This is a genomic window from Ralstonia flatus (assembly GCF_958439105.1).
Taxonomy (GTDB): domain Bacteria; phylum Pseudomonadota; class Gammaproteobacteria; order Burkholderiales; family Burkholderiaceae; genus Ralstonia; species Ralstonia flatus.
On record NZ_CAUDLI010000002.1, the window covers coordinates 587,222 to 599,345 of the forward strand.

Here is a 12,124-nt window from a genome sequence, read left to right on the forward strand (position 1 = left end):
GGCGTGCACTTTTTATAATGGCCTCGCTTTGTGAATTCCGGCGCATTGCTCGTTCACAAAGCACACCCGACCATCTTTCGTCGTCAAAGGCTGAAGATGTTAAGCCCGCCCGCCCCCCGGCCCGCGGGCTTTTTCTTTGCCCGGTCGATACTGGATCTGTACTGCCCGGGACTGTGCGGTGGCGGGGGCGGATGATAACGCGCCCTCAGCGGGCTGTCGCGTGCGAAGAAGAGGGGTATGCCGTCGATGGGCGCTCCGCGTCGTTGGATGCGGCTCCCAGGCCTACGGCCGCGGCGGCCAGCAAGACCGCGATACCACGCGCGATGTAGAACACCGCTTGCGCCCCCGCTATTTCCGGTTCGGCAGATGGGGTCTCGGCACCGTGGGCGTGCCAGGCTCTGCGCGTGACACGGCAGGGCAGCGGATCGCGATGGGCCCGCGGTGCGGGCGTGCGGCGTGTCGGATGAGGCTGCATGTGCGACATGGCGGTTCTCCTCATGCTCAAGCGTGCGACCAGGCGCGCCAGAACAGCAGCGCCGCCATCGAAAAACCGAAAGTGGAAATCAACGCCCGTACCACCGACACAGGCAAACGCTTGCCGACATGCGCGCCGAGATAACCGCCCAGCGCCGCGGCCACCAGCATGACCAGCGTCTGCGGCCACCACACCATGTTTGCCAGCGCAAAGCAGGCCACCGCCACAAGATTGGTCGCACCCACCAGCAGTGTGCGTGAGGCGTTCAGTGCTTTGATGTCGTCGTGGCCAAACAGGGCCCAGACGGCCATCATCATGATCCCGACCGCGCCGCCGAAGTAGCCGCCATAGATGGCCAGCGCGCCTTGCGCGATCAGCAGCGTGGTGCGCCCGATCTGCACACGCCGGCGCAGCCATGCCCCGGCCTGCTTGCCGAAGGTGAACGCCAGCGAGCCGATCAGCAGCAGCCACGGCACGATGAAATCGAACGCGCGAGACGACGTGTTCATCAGCAGCAGCGCGCCGAGCAGTCCGCCCACCAGGCTGATTGCGACCATGGCGCGCATCGAGACATGCCCGAAGCCGCGATAGTCCGCGCGATACGCCCAGGCCGACGTGGCCGCGCCGGGCAGCAGCGCGACCGTGCTCGACGCATTGGCAAAGACCGACGGCACACCCGCGAACATGAGCGCGGGCAGGGTGACAAACGAGCCGCCGCCCGCCAGCGCATTCATCATGCCGGCGAGCAGGCCCGCGCCAAAAAGCAGCAGCGTGGCGGATTCCATTGGGGGCGATGTCTCAGCGGTTTTGTTTTTAGGTGCCTCAGTTTCAGGCACTGGCGACCCCGTCACAATGTGCGATACATTGACCCAGCCTCAGTGCAAGACGGAGGCTGACGCCAACTTTGAGACGCATCGTGCGCTTCGACCTCACAGACCTCCGACTCTTCCTCCACACCGCTGAAGCCGGCAGCATCACGGCGGGCGCCGAGCGCGCGCATCTGACATTGGCGTCGGCCAGCGCGCGCATCCGCGGGATGGAAGACACGCTGGGCGTGCCGCTGCTCACGCGCAACCGGCGCGGCGTGGAAACGACCGCGGCCGGCCGCACGCTCGTCCACCACGCCCGCGTCGTGCTCCAACAGATGGACCGCATGCGCGGTGAGCTGGGCGAATACGCGCGTGGCTTGAAGGGCTACGTACGGCTGCTTTCCAACACGGCCGCCATGACGGAGTTCCTGCCGGAAACGCTCAGCGCTTTTCTCGCCGCGCATCCCGAAGTGGACATCGACCTGGAAGAGCTGGTCAGCCATGAGATTGTCGAAGCGATTGCGCAGGGGCGCGCCGACATCGGCATCGTCAACGACGCGGTCGACTTGTCGGGGCTGGAGACCTTTCCGTTCCGCCACGACCGCCTCGTGCTGGTGACCGCGCGCGACCACCCGCTGGCCGAGCGCCGCGAGCTGGCCTTCGTTGAAACCTTGCAGGAAGATTTTGTCGGCCTGACGGGCGACAACGCATTGCAGGCGTATCTGGCAGGGCATGCTGCGCGCGCCGGCCATCGGCTCAAATACCGCGTGCGGTTGCGCAGCTTCGACGCCGTCTGCCGCATGGTGGAACGCAACGTGGGCGTGGGCGTCATCCCCGAACATGCGGCGATCCGGCTGCAGCGCTCCATGGGCATCCGCCGTGTGCGCCTGACCGATGCCTGGGCGACGCGCCTGCTGCGGATCTGCGTGCGTCATTTCGACGATCTGCCCGTCTTTGCGCGCCAGCTGATCGAGCATTTGCGCGAGGCTTGAGCGGGGTGCGTGTCCGTCATTTGGCGGAGAGATGCTGTTTGAACTCGCGCCGCTGAAAACGCGTCGGTACACTGCAAGCAGTTGCGGGCCGTCCAGCCACTGACGTGCGGCGCCGCACCAACCCTCCGCTCAAGGAGCACATCATGGCGTCTGCCGGTGTTCCCCCAGGTGTTCCGCCGATCGGCCTGCTGCACGCGGCGCGTGCGCTGCGCATCTATCGGCGCCACGAGATCAATGCGCTGGCGTGGATCGCGCTGGGCGTGTGCCTGCGCAGCCCGGCGCCGATGGTGGCCATCAGCGTTGCGTTGCTGATCGTGTGCGCGTGGTCGCTCACGCGGCACATCCAATATATGAAGCCGTTGTACGAACTGCCGGTGTTCAGCCGGTTGCTGGCACACAGCGGCATGGCATTCGCGGCCATCAACGCGGCGCTGCTGGCGGTAGAACTCGCCACGGGTGCCGGACGCGGCGCATGGTTCGACGCCGACGGCTGGCTTGCCCCCGCGTGGCCGCAGATTTTGCCGGACATGGCCGGCACGATCGAGCTGATGCTCGTCAGCGCGCAATGGATCGTCGTGCTGGGCGTGGTGATGGCCGCAACGGCCTGGGCGTGGCTGAGCCTGGGCGGTGGCCGTTCGTTGCGCTTTCCGCCGCGCTCGCAATGAGCGCATGGCTCGGGACAATCCGGGCTGGTCTGGCGAAGGAATTCCTCCTATAAGTGGCGATGTCGGTTGCAGGTGCGTTTCTGTAGCGCCCGGACTGTAGCGCCCGGACGAGGCGTGCTGTTGGAGCGTGCATCACACGCTCCGAACCTCAGGAGACAGGCATGACATCGCTGGATGCCTTCCTGCGGTGCCGCGACTTTCTGCTCGCGCACCGTGAGGATTACGACACCGCCGTGCGCGATTTTGCGTGGCCCACGTTGGACCGCTTCAATTGGGCGCTCGATTATTTCGACACCATGGCGCGCGGCAACGACGCCATCGCCCTCTGGGTCGTCGACGATCAGGGCAACGAGACGCGCCTGTCGTTCGCGCAGATGGCCGAGCGCTCGGCGCGCGTGGCCAACCATTTGCGGGCGCTGGGCGTGCAGCGCGGTGACCGCATCCTGCTCATGCTCGGCAATGTGCCGGGGCTTTGGGACGTGATGCTCGCCAGCATCAAGATCGGCGCGGTCATCATCCCGGCCACGACGCTGCTCACCGCCGAAGACCTGCGCGAACGCATCGCCATGGGCGAGGTGAGCCACGTGGTGGTGGGCGGGGCAGATTGCGCCAAGCTCGACGCCGTTTCGGGCACCTTCACGCGCATCGCGGTCGGTACGGAAAAGGCGCCGGCCGGCTGGCACCGCTTTGAAGACGCCTACGATGCCTCCGCCGAATTCACGCCGGATGCGCCCACGCAGGCCAGCGATCCGTTGCTGCTGTATTTCACGTCCGGCACCACGTCGAAACCCAAACTCGTGATGCATACGCATGCGAGCTATCCGGTCGGGCATCTGTCCACGCTGTACTGGATCGGCCTGCGCCCCGGTGATGTGCACTGGAATATCAGCTCGCCCGGCTGGGCGAAGCACGCGTGGAGCTGCTTCTTTGCGCCATGGAATGCCGGCGCCACCGTCTTCATCTACAACTACGCGCGCTTCGAACCCAAGGCGGCGCTCGACGTGCTCTGCCGCGCCAAGGTGACGACGCTGTGCGCACCGCCCACGGTGTGGCGCATGTTGATCCAGGAAGATCTGGCCGCGTGGAAGCCAGCGCTGCGCGAACTCGTCGGAGCAGGCGAGCCGCTCAACCCGGAGGTGATCGAACGGGTGCGTGCCGCGTGGGGCATCACCATCCGCGACGGCTATGGCCAGACCGAAACCACCTGCCAGATCGGCAACAGCCCGGGGCAGCCCGTCAAGGCGGGCTCGATGGGACGGCCGCTGCCGGGCTACCGCATCACGCTGCGCGACCCCGACGGCCACGAGGCGGAGGAGGGAGAGATCTGCATCGAATTGAATTCACGGCCGACCGGCCTGATGGAAGGCTACGCCGGCAACGCCGACAAAACTGCCGAAGCGATGCGCGGCGGCGTGTATCACACCTCCGACATTGCGGCGCGCGATGCCAGCGGCTACCTGACCTACGTCGGCCGCGCCGATGACGTATTCAAGGCATCGGATTACCGAGTCAGCCCGTTCGAGCTGGAGAGCGTGCTGATCGAGCACCCGGCCATCGCCGAAGCCGCCGTTGTGCCGAGCCCCGACCCGCTGCGCCTGGCCGTGCCGAAAGCCTTCCTGGTGCTGCGCGCGGGGCATGAAGCCGGGCCGGAACTGGCGCGCGACATCCTCCGCTTTTGCCGCAGCCGATTGGCTTCATACAAGCGCGTGCGCCGCATCGAATTTGCCGATCTGCCCAAAACCATCTCGGGCAAGATCCGGCGCGTCGAACTGCGCATGCGTGAAGCCGCGCGCAGCGAGAGCACCGCTGGCGTACGCAACCTGCTGGAATATTGGGAAGAGGATTTCCCGACCGACTGATGTGCGATGTGCGCGCTGTGTTTTGGCGTTTGGGCGTTTTGGCACCCACGGAACATGCGGCCCCCCGACCGCACGTTCCGCTGCGCCAGCGCTGAGGGACGTCAGCGCGACGAGCGAGGGACCAGGCGCAGTTGACGCACGCGATCCAGGTCGTAAGCGGGGACACCGCCGTGTGGCAGCGATGCGCGTGAGGCGGCCAGGTCGCGGCCGCGCACGATGACCGGCGCGAGCGAGCCGGCGCGGATCAGGTCCGACGCAGCCAGCTCAATCCAGTCGCGGTAATTTCGATAGACCTCTTCGGCCGTGATCTTCTGGTGCGCGCAATCGCAGAGCGACAGGGCTTCGGATGTGACGAAACAGCTCACGACCTTGCCGTCGACGATGGCTTGGAAGAACAGGTCGCCTACGGACCTGAAGGTCTTGCCGGTAAATGAAATGTTCATGATGCTCCCCCCATTGACCAGGCGCGCCGGTTGAGCGGCGTACCTCACATGCCGCTTTCGCGGCGTAGTGGCCACATGCAGGAGCGTGATTTCCGAATGGAGGGATGACGATGCTCCAGATGCTGAATCCATCCGGATGCGGTTGACCCAGTGAAGCGGGTCGGACTGTCCCTCGGTGCCGTTATGCCGGTCTGTCAATTCGGTGTTTGACTGCGATTCGCCCTCGCGCTGCGACCTTCCCCGTACAAAATTTGCTTATGTTTTTATGGTTACCACAACCGGTGCAGCAGCCCGAACCCTATGGCGATCGAGACGGCCAGCATCCAAAGAAACACGGTAGAGGCGCGCGTCGGGAGGCGCGTTTGAAAAAGGCGCCGACGCGTAGGAATCACCTGCCAATTGGCGGCGTGGCGTTCCCACCCCAGGCGAGCGGTGAAGCCCGCGGTTCCCCGTTTCATTGTTCCCATGGCTCGCTCCCGAATGCTCGTCGATGCCTGTATTTAGTTTTATTTAATTCTGCTTTTCTTCGGTTGCATTCTAGGACACTCTATGCAGACCGCCAGCGCCTCTTGGCATGATTCTTATCCTCCATTTGGCTCATAAACGGGAGGTTTAGGACATAGCGGGGATGGGAATATGAAGTGATATTCATCACCAGCGAAAGACGATTAATCGACGCGCAAACGCTTACGTTTCAAAATGCCCTGTTGATCGTGCTTCGCAACCTGCCTGCAAGGTACCGTCGATACAGTCATACGCCTTCGTTGGGGCCAGGCCATGTTGCAAGTCTGCACAGAAGCGGGCGCCCAGCGTAAAACAGCAAGAACGCAATGCCGGCTGCGGTACAGTGCCGCCGGGCCGCCAAGGCATGAGAGAACGTGCAGGACATCAACATGACGCAAGCAAGACGCGCCCGGAACATCAGGGCGTTCGCAGGGTTCGGGCGTTTGGGGAGCGCCGCCCTGGTGGCATCGGCTACATGGGTGGCAGCAACCACCGCGCTCGCTGCCCCGCCAAGCCTGGCAACGCGCCGCGCCGCCGTGGAGTCGACCTTGGCGCATGCGGCCAGCTGCCAGCATCTGGGCGATTACTACTGGGAAATTGGCGACGCCGGTGGCGTGCTGATGCGCGGGCAGCAGGGCCAGCGCATCGGCGCCAACAAGACAGTGCGGCTGGCATCGGCATCCAAATGGGTGTTTGGCGCCTACGTGGTCGAACGCGCCAAGGGCAAACCCACACCTGCCGAAATCGATGCACTCACCATGCGCTCCGGTTACGACGGGCTCAATCCGCTGCTGTGCAATCGTAATGACACGGTGCAGAGCTGCTTTGAGCGCGGTCGCAACGCGACTTTCACCCCGGGGCACGTCGGGCGTTTCAGTTACAACGGCGGCCATGACCAGAAGCTGCTGATCGATCTCGGCCTGGGCCGCGCCGACGCCGAGGCGCTCAACAACGACCTCGACCGCCAGCTTGCCAATGCGCCCGGCCTGCGCGACGGCGGCCAGCCGCTCGGCATCCGCTACCTCGCGCCCGAGCCAGCCGGCGGGATGATCGCCACGCCGGCGGCTTATGGGCAGTTCTTGCGCCGCCTCATCCGCGGCGAATACCAGCTCGGCAAAATGCTCGGCCAGCATGCCGTCTGCACCGAGCCGGGCACCTGCCCGACGGCGGTCAGCACGCCGGCCGCGCTGCCGTGGCACTACGCGCTCAACTACTGGATCGAAGACCAACCCGGCGGCGACGGCGCGTTCAGCTCGGCCGGAGCATTCGGCTTCTATCCGTGGATCACCGCTGACAAACGCTACTACGGCATGCTGGTACGCGAGACGCTCGGCCCACGCGCCTATGTGCGCAGCGCGGCATGCGGCGCACTGATCCGCCGTGCCTTTGCAGACGGCAAGCCGCAGCACCCTGCGGAAGGCGCCGGCAGCGCCGATTTCGCCGACTGACAGACCCCGTCGATCAAGCGGGCAAGCCATCGCCTAACGTGGTTGAAGGTGGCGCCGCATCCAGTCGGCACCCTGGGCGCCTTCGGCACGCCGGTTGCGACGCACGGGCCACCTACCTACATGGAGATGGCCCATGGTCCGGCACCCCCTGCGCGGCAGCGAACGCACCATTCCTCAAGACGCCCGCATCCTCGGCGATGCGCACCCCGCGGAGCAGATCCGCGCGCTCGTGCAGTTGCGCCGTCCGAATGAGGCGGATTTGGATGCGCGCCTGTCCGGATTTGCACACGCGCATGCAGCCGGAACGCCACCGCCCACGCCCCTCACGCGCGAACAATGGGCCGCCCAGTTTGGCGCCACCACAGACGACATCGACGCCGTCCGCAACTTCGCCCGCGAACACGGTTTGCAAGTCGTTGACGTGAGCGTGGCCGCCGCCACCGTCACGCTCGAAGGCGCCGTCGAACAGTTCTGCAAGGCATTCGATACGCATCTGCATCGCGTGGCACATGGCGATTGCGAATACCGTGGGCGTTCCGGCCCGCTGCGCTTGCCGGAGTCGTTGCAGGACGTGGTCGTTGCCGTGCTGGGGCTCGACTCGCGTCCGCAGGCGGAGCCGCATTTCCGTTTCGTGCCGCTGCCCACGGGAACGACTGAGCCCGGAGGCATCCGGCCCGCGCGTGCAGCGCCCACGGCGTCGTACACGCCGGTGCAGCTCGCGCAGCTCTACGGTTTTCCGCAGGGCGATGGCGCGGGCCAGTGCATTGCGTTGATTGAACTTGGCGGCGGCTATCGGGAAGACGATCTGCGGGCGTACTTCCAGGAGCTTGGCGTGCCAATGCCGACAGTGACAGCCGTGCCGGTCGGGCAGGGCGCCAATCGGCCAACGGGCGACCCGGGCGGCCCGGACGGCGAAGTCATGCTCGACCTCGAGGTGGCGGGCGCTGCGGCACCGGGCGCCACGCTGGCCGTGTACTTCACCGTCAATACCGATGCCGGTTTCGTGCAGGCCATCAACGCCGCCATCCATGACACCAGGCTGCGGCCATCGGTGGTGTCCATCAGTTGGGGCGCGCCGGAAAGCGCCTGGACGCCCCAGGCCATGCAAGCCGTGAACGCCGCACTGCAAAGCGCAGCGACGATGGGCGTGACGGTGTGTGTGGCCTCAGGCGACAGCGGCTCCAGCGACGGCCAGCCCGATCGCGCGGACCACGTCGACTTTCCCGCCTCCAGCCCGTACGCGCTCGCATGCGGCGGCACCAGCGTGCGCGCCAACGGAAACCGCATCGCCGAGGAAACGGTGTGGAACGACGGCGCGCAGGGCGGTGCGGGCGGCGGCGGGGTGAGCGCCGTCTTTGCGCTGCCAAGCTGGCAGCAAGGCCTTGCGGCGCAGCAGACGCGGGGCGCGAGTGTGCCGCTGGCGCGGCGCGGCGTGCCCGATGTGTCGGCCGATGCCGACCCGCTGACGGGCTACGTCGTCCGCGTGGATGGCGAGACCGGTGTCGTGGGCGGCACCAGCGCGGCCGCGCCGCTGTGGGCTGCGCTCATCGCGCGCATCAATGCCATCAAGGGGCGGCCGGTGGGTTATCCGCATGCGCGGCTGTATCAGAACCCCGGCGCGTTCAACGACATCAAGCAGGGCAACAACGGCACCTTTGCCGCGGCGCCCGGTTGGGACGCCTGCACCGGCCTGGGCAGCCCCAAGGGCGACGCGATCGCGAACCTTTTCTAGCAGCGAGGCACGCATGACCACCACCGACCAGCCGTTCTTCGACCCCACCGCCTACGGCAACGGCCCCGACGACAGCGTGACCGACACCAGCGAGGGCATGGCGATCACGCACCACACCGTGCGCATCGGCGGACGCGACATCGCCTACACCGCGCACGCCGGCCACCTCGTCACGGTCGACCCGAGCAGTTCGCAGCCGGTGGCCAAGATGTTCCATGTGGCCTTTGTGGCCGATGCACCGGAAGGCGGCGCCCAGGCGCGGCCGGTCACGTTCTTCTATAACGGCGGGCCGGGGTCTTCGGCGGTGTTTGTGCTGCTCGGGTCGTTTGCGCCGCGCCGCATCGTGACGTCGATGCCGTCGTTCACGCCGCCCGCGCCGTATCGCATGGAAGACAATCCCGACAGCCTGCTCGATCGTTCCGACCTTGTCTTCATCAACCCGGTCGGCACCGGCTATTCGACGGCCATCGCGCCCAAGCGCAACCTCGATTTCTGGGGCGTGGACCAGGACGCGCGCAGCATCGCGCAGTTCATCAAGCGCTGGCTGACGGCCAATGATCGATGGAATTCACCCAAGTTTCTGTTTGGCGAGTCTTACGGCACGGCGCGTTCCTGCGTGCTGTCGTATGTGCTGCACGAAGACGGGGTCGACCTGAATGGCATCACGCTGCAGTCGTCCATCCTCGACTACACGCAGGCGGGCAATCCGGTGGGGCTTTTGCCGACGTGCGCGGCGGACGCGTGGTTTCACAAGCGCGCCACCTCGCCCAAAGGCGGCCCGCTGCCCGCGGACGTGGGCGACTTTGCCGAAGCCGCCGCCGTATTTGCCAGTACCGATTACGAAAAAGCGCTTGCCAAGCCCGCGCATGCCGATCCGGCCGTGCTGAAAGCGTTGGCGGCCTACACCGGCATCGACGCGGCCACGCTGCAGGGCTGGCGCTTGGATGTGGCGGCGTCTGACGGCGCAGGCACGTCGCTGTTCCTGACCACACTGCTGGCAGACAAGGGCTTGTCGCTGGGGGCGTACGACGGCCGCGTCACGGGCATCCACACCGGCATTGCGGCCAGTGTCGATCCCAACTCGGGCGGCAACGATCCGACCATGACGGCGGTGTCCGGCGTCTACACGGCCATGTGGAATACCTACCTGAACGACGACCTGAAGTTCACGTCCAACTCCGCCTTTACGGACTTGAACGACCAGGCCTTCCGCCATTGGGATTTCCGGCACACCGACCCGACCGGCGCGCAGAAGGGGCTCGATGCCAATGGCAATGTCGCCCTTTACACCGCCGGCGACCTGGCCGCCACGATGAGCCTGAACGTAGACCTGAAAGTCTTCTCCGCCAACGGCTACTACGACTTCGTCACGCCGTTCTACCAAACCATGCTGGATCTGAAGGCGATGCCGTTGCTGGATGCCGATGTGCGCAAGAACCTGTCGGCGGGGTTCTATCCGTCGGGGCACATGGTGTATTTGGATGGCGGCTCGCGCACGGCATTGAAGGCCGACCTCGCGCGCCTGTATGACGCCGCCACGACCGACCACCAGGCCGTCGCGCGCATCCGCATGCTGCAAGCGCGCAAGGCCTGAGCCCCCGGTTTGCGGATCAATACCCGCGGTAATACGGGTGGTAGTAATGCGGGCGGTCGTAATAGCCGCCCGCCGGCACCACCACGCAGGCGCTCAGCGCAGAGGTGGCGGCAGCAGCAAGGATGAGCAGGGCGATGGTGCGTTTCATGATGAGGCTCCGTGGTGATGACCGTTGTTCTGGCCTCACTGTATGGAAATGCCTCGCAACCGCGCTTTACCGTTTGTAAGAAAAACTGTGACGCCCAGGCCGGTAATCGGTTGTCCTGCCCGCATTGGCAACGCGCGGATCGGGGCCGCCGTAATTTGCCGTTACCTTTGCGGCGGGACTATGGAGCGCCGGGCGGCTGCTTGGGCACTGTCAGTGCAGCGCCACAATGTTCCACGAACTTATCGTCACGGTATTGACAGATCGTCGAGATAGGCGGGAAATACACCACACGGCAAACGTTGTGCTTCAAGTTTGAACGCCCGGCGCCGATAGCCGTTTACATAGAGACAGATGTCAGGGCGCCTCGGCCCAGTCGAGGCAGCAAGCCCTGCGGGGACCATGCGATGCGCGCTACCCAACGGTGCGCATCGGCAACATATCGGGGGGATGCATCATGACGAATTTTCTGGAATCCACCATCGCCTGGGCTGCACCGTGCCTGATCGCCACCGCGATCGTTGTGCCGGTCATGTGGAGCAAGCTGCGGGCGCGCCGTGTGCTCGAAGCCCTGCATCAGGCGCGCGAACACCGCGACGAGTAATCAGCCGATCAGCCTTGCGGGGCGATCGCACCTTGTTGTCACGGCAGTAGAAAACGAAAACGGGCGCCAGCAGCGATGCGGCGCCCGTTTGGCATTGTGCGAGGCAGGGTGCGGCGCGTCCCGTTGCGCCCCCATCCTGTTCGCTCAGGCTGCCACGGCCTGGCTCACAACGTCGCGCATGGCGGCGTGTGCGGCTTCCAGGGCCTGTGCACGCGCGTCCGGGCCCATCGCCAGGCGTTCTGCGCGCACGAATTGCACATCGGTGATGCCGAAGAACCCGAACACGGTCTTCAGATAGGCCTCCTGGAAGTCCATGGCGGCGGCCGGGCCGGCGGAGTACATACCGCCGCGCGTCGATGCCACGATCACCTTCTTGCCACCGGCCAGGCCAACCGGGCCGGTTTCCGTGTACTTGAACGTACGGCCGGCTTGCGCCACGCGGTCGATCCAGGCCTTGAGCTGACTCGGCACCGAGAAGTTGTACATCGGCGCGCCGATCACGATCACGTCGCTGGCGAGCAGTTCATTCACGAGCGTTTCCGAGCGGGCATGCTCGGCGCGGGTCGCGTCGTCAAAATCGTCGGTGCCCGTGGCGCGGAAGCCCGCGGCAATGGCGCCGTCCAGGTGAGGAATGGCTTCGACCGACAGGTCGCGGTGGACGACGGTGGCGCTCGGGTTTTCGCGGCGCAGCTCGTCGACAATGGCGGCGCTCAGGAGGCGCGAAGCCGAGGCGTCACCGAGGATGCTGGAATCAATGTGAAGGACTTGCATGGTGTCTCTCCAAGAAAAAGGTGGGTTGCTGCAAAGATAGTGCGGTGCAGCGAGTTCCAGTAGTGGGTCGAATCGACACACAT

10 protein-coding genes and 1 pseudogene are annotated in these 12,124 nt (G+C 65.4%); 7 read left to right on the top strand and 4 right to left on the bottom strand.

Annotated features, from left to right (window positions below; all coding sequences use genetic code 11):
- Positions 1–501: 501 nt before the first annotated feature.
- Positions 502–1,260, bottom strand: a complete 759-nt coding sequence (locus R2676_RS06390) for a sulfite exporter TauE/SafE family protein (protein ID WP_206273572.1) — start codon at positions 1,258–1,260, stop codon at positions 502–504.
- 131 nt (positions 1,261–1,391) lie between these two features.
- Here R2676_RS06390 and R2676_RS06395 point away from each other — a divergent pair, with 131 nt between their 5' ends.
- The 3 genes from R2676_RS06395 (at position 1,392) to R2676_RS06405 (ending at position 4,800) form a co-directional block, all read left to right on the top strand.
- Positions 1,392–2,276 (top strand): LysR substrate-binding domain-containing protein, encoded by an 885-nt coding sequence (locus R2676_RS06395; protein ID WP_039375943.1) that lies wholly within the window; start codon positions 1,392–1,394, stop codon positions 2,274–2,276.
- Between the two features lie 143 nt (positions 2,277–2,419).
- Complete coding sequence (locus R2676_RS06400; RefSeq protein WP_102066175.1) at positions 2,420–2,941, top strand: hypothetical protein; 522 nt, start codon at positions 2,420–2,422, stop codon at positions 2,939–2,941.
- Positions 2,942–3,102: 161 nt separating this feature from the next.
- Positions 3,103–4,800, top strand: coding sequence for an AMP-binding protein (locus R2676_RS06405; RefSeq protein WP_206273571.1), 1,698 nt, complete (start codon positions 3,103–3,105; stop codon positions 4,798–4,800).
- A gap of 101 nt (positions 4,801–4,901) precedes the next feature.
- Here R2676_RS06405 and R2676_RS06410 read toward each other — a convergent pair whose 3' ends face one another.
- Positions 4,902–5,243, bottom strand: coding sequence for a DUF1488 family protein (locus R2676_RS06410; RefSeq protein WP_027679177.1), 342 nt, complete (start codon positions 5,241–5,243; stop codon positions 4,902–4,904).
- 893 nt (positions 5,244–6,136) lie between these two features.
- On the opposite strand from R2676_RS06410, the gene R2676_RS06415 reads away from it, so the two are divergent.
- The 3 genes and pseudogenes from R2676_RS06415 to R2676_RS06425 all read left to right on the top strand — a co-directional run bounded on the left by R2676_RS06415 (position 6,137) and on the right by R2676_RS06425 (position 10,521).
- A complete protein-coding gene (locus tag R2676_RS06415) occupies positions 6,137–7,195 on the top strand; it encodes a serine hydrolase family protein (protein ID WP_206273570.1) in 1,059 nt (352 codons plus the stop codon).
- Positions 7,196–7,328: 133 nt separating this feature from the next.
- Positions 7,329–8,741: pseudogene (locus tag R2676_RS06420) on the top strand (S53 family peptidase); the annotation flags it as partial.
- 46 nt (positions 8,742–8,787) lie between these two features.
- Positions 8,788–10,521 (top strand): S10 family peptidase, encoded by a 1,734-nt coding sequence (locus R2676_RS06425; protein WP_206273569.1) that lies wholly within the window; start codon positions 8,788–8,790, stop codon positions 10,519–10,521.
- Between the two features lie 16 nt (positions 10,522–10,537).
- Here R2676_RS06425 and R2676_RS06430 read toward each other — a convergent pair whose 3' ends face one another.
- The gene (locus R2676_RS06430) at positions 10,538–10,669 is read right to left on the bottom strand and encodes a hypothetical protein (protein ID WP_004627564.1); all 132 of its coding nucleotides are present in this window, start codon (positions 10,667–10,669) and stop codon (positions 10,538–10,540) included.
- A gap of 454 nt (positions 10,670–11,123) precedes the next feature.
- Here R2676_RS06430 and R2676_RS06435 point away from each other — a divergent pair, with 454 nt between their 5' ends.
- Positions 11,124–11,270 (top strand): hypothetical protein, encoded by a 147-nt coding sequence (locus R2676_RS06435; RefSeq protein WP_206273568.1) that lies wholly within the window; start codon positions 11,124–11,126, stop codon positions 11,268–11,270.
- Between the two features lie 144 nt (positions 11,271–11,414).
- Here the strand turns inward: R2676_RS06435 and R2676_RS06440 are convergent, their stop codons facing one another.
- Positions 11,415–12,041, bottom strand: a complete 627-nt coding sequence (locus tag R2676_RS06440; protein WP_206273567.1) for an FMN-dependent NADH-azoreductase — start codon at positions 12,039–12,041, stop codon at positions 11,415–11,417.
- Positions 12,042–12,124 lie beyond the last annotated feature (83 nt).